The organism is Bradyrhizobium sp. SPXBL-04, assembly GCF_051853035.1.
GTDB classification, from domain to species: domain Bacteria; phylum Pseudomonadota; class Alphaproteobacteria; order Rhizobiales; family Xanthobacteraceae; genus Bradyrhizobium; species Bradyrhizobium zhanjiangense.
In genome coordinates, this window is record NZ_CP182472.1 from 767,875 (window position 1) to 783,093 (window position 15,219).

Below are 15,219 nucleotides of genomic sequence, written 5' to 3' on the forward strand. Positions count from 1 at the left end.
CGAGACCTCCTCAGATCTGACTGCGCCTATGCGCGCCGCGACGGTGGAAAGGATTTGCCTCCTTCTTGTATGTAAGGTACAAGATCGAAAGTAAAGCAAAAACAAGACTCGGAAAGCCCTCTCAAGGTCCGTCAGGAGATCAGAGGCTTGGTCCGAGGTCGCAGCTAAAGGGTAGTGAGATGACGGAGGCAATTCGCGGGTTCTGGGTGGCGTCGGCGACGCCGCTGGCGACGGACGGCAGCGTGGACTCCGCAAAGCTCGCGGCGCATGCCAAGCAACTCTTCAGTAAGGGCGTCGACGGTGTCGTGCTGTTCGGCACCACCGGCGAGGGCACCTCCTTCAATGTCCCTGAGCGTGTTGCGACCATCGAAGCCATGCTCAAGGCCGGCGTCGCGCCGGAGCGTATCGGCATCGGCGGCGGCTTCCCCGCTATTACCGACAGCATCGCATTGACGCGCGCCGTGCTTGGCCTCGGCCTGCGTCACGTCCTGTTGCTGCCGCCTTACTTCGATCGCAGCGTCACGCCCGAAGGCATCGAGGATGCCTTCGCCGCCATCATTGACGGCGTCGCTGACGATCGCCTTCGCGCCTATCTCTATCACATCCCGCAGGTCTCGGGCGTCGCGATCCCGACGACAGTCGCCGCAAGCCTGCGCAAGCGCTACGGCAAGATTATCGCCGGCCTGAAGGACTCCAGTGGCGATTTCAAGCAATTCCAGGCGTTCCGCAAAGCCGCGCCCGAACTCGCCATCACCGTCGGCAACGAAGCCGACATCGCCCGTGCGATCGCCGCCGGCGGCGCCGGCACCATCTGCGGCATGGCCAATGTCGTGCCCGAACTGGTCAAGGGCATGGTTGACGGCAAAGACGTCGAAGCGCGCATGCAGGCGGCGATCGACGTCGTGGTGAAGACGCCATCGCTGGTAGCGACGCTGAAGGCCATCCTCGCGGCGCAGACGGGCGATGCCGGCTGGCTGCGTGTGCGTCCGCCGCTTCGCGCCTTGTCCGACGGCGCCGCGTTCCTGCGGAAGATCGACGCGCTGATCGCGCCTGCCGTCGCCTGAGATCGCGCAAGATCGCGACACGCCGCGGCAAATTCGCGTGCTGCGTGTCGCGCAGGGCGCACCGGCAATTCATGATGCTGTTCAGCGCCGGTCTGCTCTTAGAATGATTCAACACTAGAGCGATTCAAGCTCCGCTACGGTTCTCCTCGATCTCGACGGCTGTTACACGCGCACACTTCAATGCTCCTGACTTGAAGTGGAATGAAAGTGCGTGCCTTCGTGGATGGCCAACGCGTCAGCGGCCATCGTCTTCGTGCCGGCAAGAGCCGCGCAGGTCTTCTCATCGGAGCGGCCGTGCTGCTGGCGACGCGCGTCGCTACTCGCTGTCGGCGACCGTGAAGTTCTAGTGATGGGGCCGCAGCGCGCCGAAGCCGATTTGCGGGTCGTCCTGACCAGAGGGGTCGGTGCCGATGCGTGAGTCCTGGCCCGCCTTCAAGTCCATCCTGCTTCAAGTCCATTCCATCGCGGGCCTGGTGCTCGCGCTGCTGCTCGCCTTGATCGCGCTGACCGGCGCAATCATGAGTTTTGAGGACGAGAAACGGTTGCGCTCACATTCGTGGCTCAAATTGACCTGGCCGACGTGCCCGGCTCCGGCTGGTCGCCGCTTCCGAAGCGAGGCACACTCTATTTCTTCTGCAGTTCGGTGTTCGTTGGCGAAAGACATCCAGCTTGCCGCGTCCTCTATAGCGCTGCCGGCGGCGACGCGTATCCTGACCGTCCACCACCGCCGGATCTGATGCCGCTAGGAGGCACCGACGGTGATTATCAGGTCAAATGGCTCGATCCGAACCTCGATTTTCATTCCAAGATCGAGTTCAAATATCCTGTCTCCTTCCGGCTGTTCCGCGACTTCCACTTCCGGGACGATGCCGTCGGCGGCGAGCTTATGGTCGAAGAATTATGCAGGGCGCTGGGTCCGGGCGAGCCGCAGGAGTATGATCTGCTTCAATTCCGAAGCGCGGCCAAGTACGAGAAAGACGAGGATTGGCCCTTCAATTGGCTCCTGATCGTTTGCGTGGTTCGGTCGGTGTTGTCGCACATTCAGCGCGATCTGAAGCTTGGATACTATGGCAAGCCGCTCGCCGACGTAGCAACTGTGGAATTGAATCGTGTTCGCGCTGGCGCGATCGCGTGGCTCGAGCGCTGTCGGACGCTCACCCCAATGGATGACGTCGATCCTGACACAAAGGTGTCCTTCAGGAGCTGGTGGTTCGAGGTGGTGAAGACCTACGAGAAAATGGACGGGCAGGTACGCACATACACCAGCGAATTCGCGGCGGACCTAGGTAATGCCATCAATCACACGATCCGTTGCATGGCGACCGAGGAGGTCGATGCTTCCGAAGACGCCCCTTTCAGCTACGTTACGAATCTCGCGCGGCAGAATCATTGGAAAACCCCGACCGTGGACGACGGGCGGCGGCGCCACTTCAGAACAGCGCTTCATCAGATGCTGGGATATGGCAGCGGCCCGCAAGATGCGACCGAGGAGCATCTGGAGGACATGTTGTTGCTCCAGATACAAGGAGATCTCGCGTTTTTCGATTGGCACTCCAATGTCGGTGGTGTGCTTCATTTTTGGATTGATCGGGATGCTCTTGCTCAACGTGACTTCTCGAAAGCCGTTGCCACATGCGAATGCGACTAGTCTGATCTCTGCGCGGCGAACTTGCTTTCGTCCTGTTCTCCGATATGGCTAGCCAACAGCGCCGCAATGGTTCAAAAGCTTCTGGCTCTCTCGTCAGGGTTCACGCCATGAAGCTTCCCACCGTCACTCCCGCCGAGATCCGCCGCGCCCTGCTCCTGCGCGAGGAGATCGCGCTGCTCGATCTCAGATATGAGGCCGCGTTCGCGACCGGTCATCCGCTGTTCGCCGCCAACATGGCTGCCGACCGGATCGCGGTCGAAGCCGAGGTCAGGCTGCCGCGCAAGGACGTGGCGATCGTGCTATATGATGACGGCGAGGGGCTGGTCGCAACCGGGGCCGAACGGCTGGCCGCGCTCGGCTACAGCAACATCCGCGTGCTCGAAGGCGGGCTAAAGGCTTGGCGCGCAGCGGGCTATGAAGTGTTCGAGGACGTCAATTCCTATTCAAAAGCATTTGGTGAGCTGGTCGAGGCGCGCCGCCACACGCCTTCGCTCAGCGCCGACGAGGTGGCGAAACTCATTGCCGACAAGGCCAACATCGCCATCCTCGATGTCCGCCGCTTCGACGAATATGCCACCATGAACATTCCGGGCTCGGTCAGCGTGCCCGGCGCGGAGCTGGTGCTGCGGGCCGGGCAGGCCGCGCCCGATCCTGAAACCACCATCATCGTCAACTGCGCCGGCCGCACGCGCTCGATCATCGGCACCCAGTCGCTGATCAATGCCGGCGTGCCCAACAAGGTGCGCGCGCTGCGCAACGGCACCATCGGCTGGACGCTGTCGCGCCACACGCTCGATCACGGTGCCGACAGGCGCGGCGCGATCGGGCCGTTCGAAGGCGGTCCAGCCAATGCCCGCGACGTCGCCTATCGCGCCGGCGTTCGTCATATCGGCGCGAGCGAGGCGGCGGCGCTTGTCGTGCAGACCGATCGCACGCTCTATCGCTTCGACGTGCGCGACGCGGAGGAATATGTCGCGGGCCATCTGCCGGGTTTCCGTCATTATCCCGGTGGCCAGTTGGTCCAGGAGACCGACATGGCCGCGCCGGTGCGCGGAGCGCGTATCCTGCTGACCGACGACAAGGCCGTGCGTGCCGACATGACGGCGTCCTGGCTGGCGCAGATGGGCTGGGAGGTCTATGTGCTCGAAGGCGGCTATGACGGTGCGCTCGAAGTTGGTCCGCCGCGCCTGCTGCCCAAGCCCGACCCGGCGCATCGCTACCGCCGGCCCTATGAAGGCACCGACGTCGCGCAAGCCGCGATGCAGGCCTATCTGGATTGGGAATATGGTCTCGTCGAGCAGCTCCGCAGGGATGGAACGCACGGGTTTTATGTGATTTGACTCTGTTGCCGCGCACGCAACAAATCTTCTTCGTCATCCTGGACAAGCGAGCGCTTAGCAACGCGTAGCGTTGTCCGATAGCGAGCGCTGATCCAGGACCCATTACCACCGCCCCGTGTTGTTTGGGGATTTCGTGGCCCCAGATTGCCAGACACCAGGCGCCTGGGATAATGGGTCCTGGCTTTCGCCAGGACAACTTTGAAGCTGAGAGCGGTGCCTCCCTGCTTACCGGCCGCCGCCATCTTCTCCCCGTATCCAATTCCTATTGTGCCGCGCACCGTCCGCGGTCTATGAGCTGCGGCAAAGCTGCTACTTACGGAGACACCATGCCAGCCCCCGGCCAAAGCCCCGAGCGGAATGCGAAGGCGCTGCTGCTCGAAGGCGTCAATGATAGCGCTGTCGACCTGTTCAAAAGCGCGGGCTTTACCAATGTCGAGCGCCTGACCAAGGCGCTGGACGGCGAAGATCTGCGGCGGGCGCTCAAGGGCGTGACGCTGCTCGGCATCCGCTCGCGCACCCAGATCACCGACGAGGTGCTTGGCGCCGCCGACCAGCTCCTCGCGGTCGGCTGCTTCAGCGTCGGAACCAACCAGGTCGATCTCACCGCGGCGCGTAAGCGCGGCATTCCCGTCTTCAACGCACCGTTCTCCAACACGCGCAGCGTTGCCGAGCTCGTGATCGGCGAGATCGTGATGCTGCTGCGGCGGATCTTTCCGCGCTCGGTGTCGGCGCATGGGGGCGGCTGGGACAAGTCGGCGACCGGCAGCCGCGAGGTGCGCGGCCGCACGCTCGGCATCGTCGGCTACGGCAATATCGGCTCGCAGCTTTCAACGCTCGCCGAAGCCATGGGCATGCGTGTGATCTATTTCGACCGCACCGACAAGCTCCGCCACGGCAACACCGAGCCGGTCGAGAAACTGGAAGAGCTGCTGGCGCAGAGCGACATCGTCAGCCTGCACGTGCCGGAGACGCCGGAGACTGCGGGCATGATCGGCGAGAAGGAGCTGCGGGCGATGAAATCAGGCTCGTTCCTGATCAACAACAGCCGCGGCACCGTGGTCGATCTCGATGCGCTCGCGCGCGCCTTGCGCGATGGTCATCTCGCCGGCGCGGCCGTCGACGTGTTTCCGGTCGAGCCCTCCTCGAACGCGGACCGGTTCAAGAGTCCGGTGCAGGGCCTCGAGAACGTCATCCTCACGCCGCATATCGGCGGCTCGACCGAGGAGGCGCAGGAGCGCATCGGCGGCGAAGTCGCGCGCAAGCTGATCGACTATTTCATCACGGGATCGACCATGGGCGCGGTGAACTTTCCGGAGGTGCAGCTGCACTTACGCCCCTCCGGCGCGCGCTTCAGCCACGTCCATCGCAACGTGCCCGGCATGCTGCGCCGGCTCAACGAAGTCTTCCTCCAGCGCGACATCAACATCGCCGCGCAATATCTGGAGACCGCCGGCGACCTCGGCTACGTCGTGCTCGATGCCGACCTCGGCGGTCAGGATTCAGCCGCGCTGCTCCAGCAGATCCGCGCCCTCGATGGCACGGTCGGCGCGCGACTGGTGTTCGAACACTAGCGCGTCATTGACGGCCGGCCGGAGGTCGCCTTCAATGCGGCTTCCTGACGGATCGAACGAGAACAAGAAATCGGGGGGAACGATGGCGCAAATGCGTGCGAAGCTCTGTGTTTTGCTCGTAGGGACCGCGGCTGCGTTGACTGCGGGCAGCGTGTCGGCGGCGACGCTGGCGGAAGATGCAGATGCCGTCTGCACGGCGCTCGTCGGCGGCACTGACGCCGTGAAGATTGATTCCGCGACCCTGCAGGCGCCGTCGCAGCTCGCGGTCGCCGAGCGCGGGCCGACGCCGTCGGGCCGCATCACGCCGGCCAATCCGCGCTTCTGCAAGGTGCTCGGCCATATCGATCCCACCGATCCCACGGCGCCGCCGATCAAATTCCAGGTCAATCTTCCCGTCGAATGGAACGGGCGCTCGCTGCAATATGGCGGCGGCGGTTTTAATGGCGTGCTGATCACGGGACTTGCGCTGCCGCCGGCTTATCCGTTCGACAAGCCGTCGCCGCTCGCGCGCGGCTTCGTCACCTATGGCACCGATTCCGGCCACGAGACCAAGCAGGGCGAGCCACCGCAGCTGTTCGCGCTCAACGACGAAGCGTTCGAGAACTTCGCTCATCGCGCCTACAAGAAGGTGCGCGATGCAGCCGTCGCGCTGATGCAGCGCGCCTACGGCAGGAAGCCGGACAAGATGTATTTCATGGGCTCGTCCGAGGGTGGCCGCGAAGGCCTCACCATGGCCCAGCGCTACCCCGACGATTTCGACGGTATCTTCGCCCGCGTGCCCGTCATCAACTGGGTCGGCTTGCAGCATGCCGGCACCCGCTCTGGTCTCGCGACCATGGGCGAGGGCTGGATCAATCCGGCACAGGTCAAGCTCGTGGGTGACGCGGTGCGCGCGGCCTGCGACAAGGCCGATGGCTCCGACGATGCGCTGGTGCAGGATCCGGTCGCCTGCAAGGCGGCGTTCAAGGTCGAGACGCTGCGCTGCGCGGCGGGCCAGAGCGGCGATCAGTGCCTCACCGAGGCGCAGATCAAGGCCGTGAACACGCTGCACGGCACCTACAAATTCCCGTTCGCGCTCGCCAACGGTCTCGACGACTATCCGGGCTGGGGCATCTCCGGCGAGGACACGCCGGCAATCGGCCCGACCGGCGGCTGGGTGGCCTGGTGGCTCGGCACCGCGCCGCCCGCGCAGCCGCCTGCGCCCAACAACGGCATCGCCTGGATTTACGGTGCCGGCGGCATTCAATATGTGTTCGCGCGCGATCCCAAGCTCGACGTCACCACCTACAAGCTGGAGGAGCACAAGGCACGGCTGCTCGAAGTCTCCAAGCTGATGGATTCGACCGATCCCGATCTCAGCCGCTTCCGGATGCGCGGCGGCCGGCTGATCATGCTCGAGCACATGGCCGACTACGCGCAGAGCCCCTATGCCGGCATCCGCTATTTCGAGAGCGTCGAGCGCAAGCTCGGCAAGGCCGAGACGGCCGAGTTTGCGCGGCTCTACACCGCCCCCGGTGTCGACCATGTCGGCTCCGGCGCGCCGGCTAATGTCGACGTGCTGAGCGCGCTGGTCGACTGGGTCGAGAACGGCAAGGCGCCCGGCGATCTCGAAGTCGCCGAGCAGAAGGTCGAGGCGCCGTCGTTTGCGGTGACCCGCGCGCTGCCGCTGTGCCGCTGGCCAGCCTGGCCGCACTACAAGAGCGGCCCGTTGACGGAGGCGTCGAGCTTTACCTGCGCGCCGTAGCGAAACCGCTCGTTTGACAACCGCCTCGCGCTCAGCTATATATTTCGCATGCGAAATAAAGGAGCCGGTGCGAGCCACCATCGGCTGATCTACCTCCTGAGCGTCGCGCAACGCCGGTTGCAGCGCTGGATGGCGGCTCGACCCGAGAGCGAAGTGACGCCGGCGCAGGCCGGGCTGCTCTTCATCCTCGGCCGACAAGACGGCGTCCTGATGGGCGAGGCGGGCGCGGCGCTCGATCTTGGCCCGGCTGGCATTTCCGGCCTCGTCGACCGCACCGCGGCCGCCAAACTGATCGAGCGGCGGGCCGACCGCGAGGACGGACGCGCCTGGCGGATCTGGCTGACGCCGAAGGGGCGCACCGCGCTGGCGCAGGCGAAAGCAGGCGCGGCGGAGATCAATGCGGCGCTGACGGAGGGATTCACCAGTGCGGAGATCGACATCGTCGCGCGCTGGCTGACGAGCATTCAGGACAAGTTCCCAAGAAGTTCAGACGAATAGTAGGAGCAGACGAATGACCGAGCACGTCCGGATCGAGAGCAATGGCGGAATTCTCACGCTGACATTGGCGCGCCCCGACAAGAAGAACGCGCTCACGGACGCGATGTACGGCAAGCTCGCCGACAGCATCGAATCCGCCGAGTTCGATCCGTCGGCCCGCGTGATCCTGATCCGCGGCGAGGGCGACATGTTCACCGCCGGCAACGACGTCGGCGAATTCGCGGCGGTCGCTGCGGGCAAATCGGAAGGCAGCCGCAACGTCGTGCGCTTCATCCAGTCGCTGGCACGATGCACCCGGCCGCTGGTTGCGGCCGTGCAGGGCCGCGCCGTCGGTGTCGGCACCACGATGCTGTTGCATTGCGATCTCGTCGTGCTCGCCGACAATGCGCAATTGTCGACGCCCTTCGTCAGCCTGGCGCTGGTGCCGGAAGCCGCCTCCAGCCTTTTGATGCCGGCGCGCATCGGCTATGCCCGCGCCTACGAGATGTTTGCGCTCGGCGAAACCGTTCCGGCGCAGGCCGCGCTGGAATGGGGCCTCGCCAACCGCGTGGTGCCGCTCGACCGGCTCGATACCGAGGCGCTCGCACTCGCCCAGCGTCTGGCTCGTCAGCCGGCCGGCGCGCTCATCGCCACCAAGAAGCTGATGCGCAATGGCGAGGCGCTGGTCGCGCAGATGAACGCGGAGGGCGAGCAGTTCGCGCAGCGCCTGCGCACCGCCGAAGCGCGCGAGGCATTCACCGCCTTTGCGGAGCGCCGTCCGCCTGACTTCACCAAGGTTGGGTGAGAGAGCGTGGCTGCTGGGGAGGCGCCGCAGGCACAACCGCAGGTGTTTGATTAGAGTTTTAACCAAACCTTGGCATGTCGCGATGCAAGGTGGCCTATTCGTGACGAGTAGGCCCCGACCCATGGCAATGTTTAAGAAATCGGTAAGCACGCTTCTCCTGGTGTTGATGGCGCTGCTGGCGGTTGGTGCGCTGACCAGCACGGCGATCCAGATGTTCGGCGCCTTCGGCCGCTACAGCGACAGTTTGGAAACCGAACGGCTCGCGAACGCCGACAAGGCGATTTTCCATGGCGTGCTGTCCTTGCGCAACAATCGCGGCGATGCTCAGAGCGCGCTGCTCGGCGAGGACGATCCGCGCGCCAAGCTCGGCGCCGCCGAGAAGGCAGAGCAGGCCGGCTTTGACGCCATCATGGCCGCGCTCTCCACCGTCGAATTCGCCCGCCGGGACGAGCTTGCGAGCACGCTGAAGCAGCGTTGGAGCGAGGCCGCGCCGAAATTCCAGCTGTTCTACGACGAGGCCAAGCAGCCGCGCGGCGAGCGCAAGGTGGAGCGCACCGCCGCCTGGTACGATGCCGTCACCAGGGTGATCGAGACCGCCAATCTCGCGTCCACCGCGGTGTCGAACCGCGCCTGGATGAACGATCCTTTCATCGCCCGCATGATCCAGGCCCGCCGCCTCGCCTGGCAGGTGCGCGACCGCTACGGCATCCAGTGCTCGACCCTGCGCCCGAACGTCAACAGCTCCAAGCCGCTCGACGAGACTCAGAAGCAGACCGTGGCCGGCTGGAACGGCATCGTCACCGCCGGCTGGACCGGCATGGACGAGTTGCTGGCTGCGCCTGATGTGACCGCGGACCTCGCCAACGCGGCCAAGGAGGCGCGCGCCAAGACCAACGGTGTCCTCAAGCAGATCGGCGAGCTGACCAAAGGCTTCGACGGCAGCGGCCGTCCCGCGATGCCCGCCGCGGAATGGAACGCGCTGTGCCAGTCGCCGTTCGCGTCCATTGTCGCGATCGCCAACAAGGCCCTCGACCAGTCGATCGCACGCGCGGAGACGGTTCAGCAGAAAGCCCTCACCAATCTGATCGTGCAGTCGCTCGCGTTCCTGCTGGCGCTGGCCGTGACCCTGGCCGGCGTGTTCGTGGTGCGCAATCGCCTCATGCGCCCGGTGCGCGCCATTCTCGATGCCATCGCCCGCATCAGCGCGCGCGACTATGCGACTCCGGTGCCGCAATCCCGGCATCCCGACGAGTTCGGCACGATGGCCGCCGCGCTCGAAAGCCTGCGCGAAAGCGCGGCGACCGCCGAACGCCTGGGCCAGGAGCGCGACTCGCAGCAGGCGCTCCAGCTCGCCCGCTCCGGCACCGTCGATGCGGCCTGCCGCAGCTTCGACGATACGGTGCAGGCGGTCATCCAGAGCGTCGTAGCGTCGACGAAGGAGCTCGATGCCACTGCGACTGACGTGCGCTCGCTGGTTTCGGAATCGGGCAGCCAGACCGCGGCGGTCTCCTCCGCGGCCGAGCAGGCCACCAACAATCTCGAGACCATCGCGGCCGCGACCGAGGAACTCTCCGCATCCGTCGGCGAGATCTCCGCGCAGGTGCAGTCCAGCGCCCGCGAGGCCCGCGAGGCCGTAGCGCAGGCCGAGCAGACCAATGCGACGGTGGAGATCCTCGACCAGACCGCAAGCCGCATCAGCGAGGTCGTGAAGATGATCAACGCCATTGCCGGCCAGACCAACCTCTTGGCCTTGAACGCCACCATCGAAGCGGCGCGTGCCGGCGAGGCCGGCCGCGGCTTTGCCGTGGTCGCCGGCGAGGTCAAGAGCCTTGCGGCGCAGACCGCAACCGCGACCGAAGAGATCTCGCGCCAGGTCGAGGAAATCCAGGGCGCCACCGGCCAGGCCGTGGCTGCCATCCGTTCAATCGGCGGCGCCATCAGCGGCATCGACGAGAAGATGACGGCGATTGCCGCCGCCGTCGAGCAGCAGCGCGCGGCGACCACCGAGATCTCGCGCAACTTCCAGCAGGCCGCACAAGGCACCCGCGAAGTCACCGATACCATCGGCAGCGTCGCCAGGCTGAACCAGGAGACCGGCAACGCCGGCACGATGTTGTCGGATTCCGTCAAGAAGATGTCGGCCGACGCCGATCGTCTCCGCGTCGCGGTCGAGGGCTTCTTGGGCGCCGTAAAGACCGCGTAGTCGCCTCGTAGTCCCTCTCAGTTCTTCCATCCAACGGCGCGCGGGCATTGCCGCCGGTCCGCGCGGCGGGTACATCTGTGCCGCCTCGCTCCGCGAGCGCTTGAGACAGACGTAAGAGACATCAGGGATGGAGAGTTCGATGCCGGTCACGCCACAACACAAGGTCCAGCGCCCCTATCGCGGCGTGTTCCCGGTCGCGCCCACCATCTTCGACGAGCGCGGCGAGCTCGACCTCGAGGGCCAGCGTCGCTGCATCGATTTCATGATCGATGCCGGCTCGAACGGCCTCTGCATCCTCGCCAATTTCTCCGAGCAGTTCGTGCTCACCGATGCCGAGCGCGAAACGGTGATGCATACGGTGCTGGAACATGTGGCGGGCCGGGTTCCCGTGATCGTCACCACCACGCATTTCAGCTCGGCCGTCTGCGCCGCGCGCAGCCGGCAGGCCGAGGCGGCCGGCGCTGCCATGGTGATGGTCATGCCGCCCTATCACGGCGCGACCTTCCGCGTGCCCGAGAAAGGCGTCGTCGAATTCTTCAAGGTGCTCTCGGACGCGATCAACATTCCCATCATGATCCAGGATGCGCCTGTGGCCGGCACGCCGCTCTCCGTCGATCTGCTCGCGCGGCTGGCACGCGAGCTCGCCAACATCCGCTATTTCAAGATCGAGGTGCCCTTCGCCGCTGCCAAGCTGCGCAGCCTGATCGAGGCGGGCGGCAAGGACATCGAGGGCCCCTGGGACGGCGAGGAGGCGATCACGCTGCTGGCCGACCTCGATGCCGGCGCCACTGGCGCGATGACCGGCGGCGGCTATCCCGACGGCATCCGCCAGATCATCGATCCCTATTTCGCCGGCAAGCGCGAAGAGGCGAAAGCCGCCTATGAGCGCTGGCTGCCGCTGATCAATTACGAGAACCGCCAATGCGGCCTGATCGCCTGCAAGGTGATGATGCAGGCCGGCGGGGTGATCAAGTCGGACACCGTGCGCCATCCGCTCCAACCGCTGCATCCGGCGACGCGCGCGGGGCTGCTGGAGCTGGCCAAGGAGCGCGATGCGCTGGCGCTGCGGTGGGGGAAGTAGGGGCACTCTCTTGGCCCTCGTCATTGCAAATGTATCCGCGGAGGCAGCCTGGATTGCTTCGCTTCGCTCGCAATGACGGGGGGCTGCCCATCTCGCCGGATGGCGTCGAATTAACGCGATTCCGCCCGTTTCCCGCAGCCCGGCGATGACATATTATACGCGCGCCAACCAGGGCCCTGCGGAGCAACCCCGAGACATCGCGTAACACCTCTTCATTATGCCGTTATCCCGGGCCAGGTTGGAGCGAGCCAACGAAACAGGGAGGCAGTGCCATGACGATGAGGCCGGATCCCACCTTTCACGCATCGCCCAAGCTTGCGATGGAAGCACCAGCGGAGAACTTTGCCTACACGTTGCTGCTCAGTCCAGATTTCTCAAAACCCGATGCTCTCGCGGTCATCGACGTCAAGCCGGGATCGCCGACCTACAGCCAAATCGTCCATACCGTGACGATGCCCAACAAGGGCGATGAGTTTCATCACTTCGGCTGGAATGCCTGCTCCTCCGCCTTGTCGCCACTCACCGGACATGCCTTCATCGAGCGGCGCTATCTCATCATCCCCGGACTGCGCTCGTCGCGGATCTACATCATCGACACCAAGCCGGATCCGACCAAAGCCAAGATTCACAAGATCATCGAGCCCGAGGAAGTCTTCAAGAAGACCGGTTACTCGCGGCCGCATACCATCCATTGCGGGCCGGACGGCATCTATGTGAGCACGCTGGGCGGTGGCGGCAAAGACGGCACCAACGGTCCTCCAGGCGTTTTCATCATGGATTGCGAGACGTTCGAGGTCCTGGGACGATGGGAGATCGACCGTGGTCCGCAGACGCTGCACTATGATTTCTGGTGGAACCTGCCGCGCGACTACATGGTGACGAGTGAATGGGCGTTGCCGCCGCAGTTCGAGAACGGGATCGTCCCGGAAGATCTGCTTGCGAATAAATATGGCCATCGTCTCCACTTCTGGGATCTTCGCGCCCGTCGCAACGTCCAGACCATCGACCTCGGCGCCAATCATCAGATGGCCCTGGAAGTACGACCGGCGCATGATCCGGTTCGCGAGTACGGCTTCGTCGGCGTCGTGGTCGACACCACGAATCTCGAAGCATCGATCTGGACCTGGTGGCGAGACGGCGGGACGTTCCACGTGGAGAAGACGGCGACGATCCCGCCCGAGCCTGCGCCAAAGGAGAAGCTCCCGCCGCTGCTGCAAGGCTTTGGCGCCGTGCCGCCGCTGGTGACCGATATCGACCTGTCGATGGATGATCGTTTTCTCTATGTCTCGTGCTGGGGAACGGGTGAAATGCGCCAGTACGACGTCAGTGATCCGCGCAAGCCAAAGCATGCAGGCTCGGTCCACATCGGCGGCATCGCGCGCCGCACGCCGCATCCGAACGGCAAGGCATTCGCGGCCGGTCCGCAGATGGTCGAGATCAGCCGCGACGGCAGGCGCGTGTACTGGACCAATTCGCTCTATTCCACCTGGGATGACCAGTTCTATCCCGACGGAGTTCCGGGCGTGGAGGTCATGGCCAATGTCGGTCGCGACGGCGGCCTCGAGCTCGACAAGGATTACTTCGTGAGCTTCCCCGACGGATATCGTGCGCACCAGATCAGGCTGGAGGGCGGCGATTGTTCGACGGACTCCTTTTGCTACCCGTCGGCCTAGATTGGGGACACGCGAGCCCGGCGCTTGGCTGGCTCTGGCTCGCGCTTGTTGCGAGCGGTCTCTATCACGGGATCAATCCGGGGATGGGATGGCCGCTCGCCGTATCGGCCGGGCTCATGGACAAGAGCCCGCGCGCGCTCTTCCGTGCATTGTTGGCTCTGGCGGCCGGACATCTCCTGGCAACGCTTCTCGTTCTGCTGCCATTCGCGCTGCTGCTCGTGCTGGCCGAGTGGCAGCGCTCGATCCAGATCGGTGCGAGCCTTCTCGTCATCGGCTTTGGCGTCTATCGGCTGATCGAGCGGCGTCATCCGCGCGCGCTGGCCCGAATTCCGCCAACGCAATTGGCGCTCTGGTCATTTGCTGTTGCCATTGCTCACGGCGCCGCCTTGATGCTGGTGCCGATCTATCTCGGTCTCTGCCAGGCCTTCGAACTCGATGCCGGCCATGAGGCCGCCGGCGCGCTAATGAAGGCAAGTCTTGTGAAGACAAGTCTTGGGATGGCGGTGCTGGTGTCACTGGTGCACGTTGCCGCCATGATCGGCGCGGGCGGATGTCTGGCGTGGCTGGTATACCGCTATCTCGGATTGAGGTTTGTCTCGCGAAGCTGGTTCAATCTGGATCTGATCTGGGCGGCCAGCCTCATCGTGGTTGGCGTCGTGGCGCTCGCCTTCAATCTGTCGAGCCGGCAGTGACTAAAGCGGAATGGCGTTAGGTTGAATCGATTGCCGCGGGTGGTTCACCTCTCCCGCTTGCGGGAGAGGTCGGCGCGAAGCGCCGGGTGAGGGCTCTCTCCTCTTGGGGATTGTCCCATCGTGGAGACACCCTCTCCCCAACCCTCTCCCGCAAGCGGGAGAGGGAGTGCACTTCGCTCGTTGCAACGATCAATGCCTCATCCCATCAAGCTTTATCGCGCCAAAGCCCACTCGCCGACGATGCGGAAGCGAGCCTTGGGATCATCCTGCTTGAACAGCGCGATCCGATCTATCGTCAGCGCATCAAGCTTCAACGTCGCAAACCTCCTCCGCAGCATCTCCAGAATCGGCCCGCGGCGCTCGGCGTCCAGCCGCCCCGTCAGCGTCATGTGGAAGCGGAATTCTTCCATGACGTAAGGGTAACCCCAGCGGTCGAGATAGTCGCGCTGCCGCTCGCTCAGCTTCTCAGGCCTGCGACGTGCGCGATCTTCCGCCGTCATCGCGGCGCGGAACGAGTCGAACTCGCGAGCGCAATCGGCGGCGAGCTGCTGGAGCGTGTGGACGGGCTCAGCCGGAATGACGGCAATGAAGCCGCTGATGGAATCGACGACCGGTCGGATCGCCGGGATCGGCCGCGGCTTGCTGGCGAATGCCGCACAGGCCGCCGCAAGCTCGGCCTCGGTTCTGCCGGCCGCCAGCGTCATCGGCGCCTTCAGCGTGCCGTGGAAGCCGTATTTGCGGGGATCGGCGGTGACGTCGCGCCAGTCGGCCGCGACATGCAGTGCCTCGCGCGGAAACGGCACCTCGTCGTCGGTGTAGGCATCGTAGCCGAGCAGCTCGGCGCCAAAGCGGGAGAGGGCGCCGTCGGCGCCGGCGGCAAAATAGATCGCGTAGCGGGGAAAACCTGTCATTGCCTCAGCA

At 64.7% G+C, this 15,219-nt stretch carries 12 protein-coding genes and 1 pseudogene; 12 read left to right on the forward strand and 1 reads right to left on the reverse strand.

Annotation, left to right across the window (positions count from 1 at the left end):
* Positions 1-179 precede the first annotated feature (179 nt).
* From ACNJX8_RS03490 to ACNJX8_RS03545, 12 genes and pseudogenes are all read left to right on the forward strand, one after another.
* Positions 180-1,064, forward strand: coding sequence for a dihydrodipicolinate synthase family protein (locus ACNJX8_RS03490; RefSeq protein WP_439359638.1), 885 nt, complete (start codon positions 180-182; stop codon positions 1,062-1,064).
* A gap of 410 nt (positions 1,065-1,474) precedes the next feature.
* A pseudogene (locus tag ACNJX8_RS03495) lies at positions 1,475-1,600 on the forward strand (PepSY domain-containing protein); the annotation flags it as partial.
* A gap of 200 nt (positions 1,601-1,800) precedes the next feature.
* A complete protein-coding gene (locus ACNJX8_RS03500) occupies positions 1,801-2,712 on the forward strand; it encodes a DUF1963 domain-containing protein (RefSeq protein ID WP_439359639.1) in 912 nt (303 codons plus the stop codon).
* Between the two features lie 107 nt (positions 2,713-2,819).
* Positions 2,820-4,052 carry a rhodanese-like domain-containing protein gene (locus ACNJX8_RS03505; protein WP_439359640.1) on the forward strand — a complete coding sequence of 411 codons (1,233 nt, stop codon included), beginning with the start codon at positions 2,820-2,822 and terminating at the stop codon, positions 4,050-4,052.
* 326 nt (positions 4,053-4,378) lie between these two features.
* The gene (gene serA, locus ACNJX8_RS03510; RefSeq protein ID WP_128931078.1) at positions 4,379-5,623 is read left to right on the forward strand and encodes a phosphoglycerate dehydrogenase; all 1,245 of its coding nucleotides are present in this window, start codon (positions 4,379-4,381) and stop codon (positions 5,621-5,623) included.
* Between the two features lie 82 nt (positions 5,624-5,705).
* Positions 5,706-7,367, forward strand: coding sequence for a tannase/feruloyl esterase family alpha/beta hydrolase (locus tag ACNJX8_RS03515; protein ID WP_439361798.1), 1,662 nt, complete (start codon positions 5,706-5,708; stop codon positions 7,365-7,367).
* A gap of 48 nt (positions 7,368-7,415) precedes the next feature.
* Positions 7,416-7,865: a MarR family winged helix-turn-helix transcriptional regulator gene (locus ACNJX8_RS03520; RefSeq protein WP_128931079.1), complete on the forward strand. Its 450-nt coding sequence runs from the start codon at positions 7,416-7,418 to the stop codon at positions 7,863-7,865.
* A 13-nt stretch (positions 7,866-7,878) separates the two neighbouring features.
* Positions 7,879-8,649, forward strand: a complete 771-nt coding sequence (locus tag ACNJX8_RS03525; RefSeq protein WP_249759243.1) for an enoyl-CoA hydratase — start codon at positions 7,879-7,881, stop codon at positions 8,647-8,649.
* Positions 8,650-8,770: 121 nt separating this feature from the next.
* The gene (locus ACNJX8_RS03530) at positions 8,771-10,852 is read left to right on the forward strand and encodes a methyl-accepting chemotaxis protein (RefSeq protein WP_439359641.1); all 2,082 of its coding nucleotides are present in this window, start codon (positions 8,771-8,773) and stop codon (positions 10,850-10,852) included.
* Positions 10,853-10,991: 139 nt separating this feature from the next.
* A complete protein-coding gene (locus tag ACNJX8_RS03535; RefSeq protein ID WP_439359642.1) occupies positions 10,992-11,933 on the forward strand; it encodes a dihydrodipicolinate synthase family protein in 942 nt (313 codons plus the stop codon).
* A gap of 272 nt (positions 11,934-12,205) precedes the next feature.
* Complete coding sequence (locus tag ACNJX8_RS03540) at positions 12,206-13,606, forward strand: selenium-binding protein SBP56-related protein (RefSeq protein ID WP_439359643.1); 1,401 nt, start codon at positions 12,206-12,208, stop codon at positions 13,604-13,606.
* 83 nt (positions 13,607-13,689) lie between these two features.
* The gene (locus ACNJX8_RS03545) at positions 13,690-14,298 is read left to right on the forward strand and encodes a hypothetical protein (protein ID WP_439361799.1); all 609 of its coding nucleotides are present in this window, start codon (positions 13,690-13,692) and stop codon (positions 14,296-14,298) included.
* Between the two features lie 212 nt (positions 14,299-14,510).
* Here the strand turns inward: ACNJX8_RS03545 and ACNJX8_RS03550 are convergent, their stop codons facing one another.
* Positions 14,511-15,209: a DUF1045 domain-containing protein gene (locus ACNJX8_RS03550; protein WP_439359644.1), complete on the reverse strand. Its 699-nt coding sequence runs from the start codon at positions 15,207-15,209 to the stop codon at positions 14,511-14,513.
* Positions 15,210-15,219: the final 10 nt, after the last annotated feature.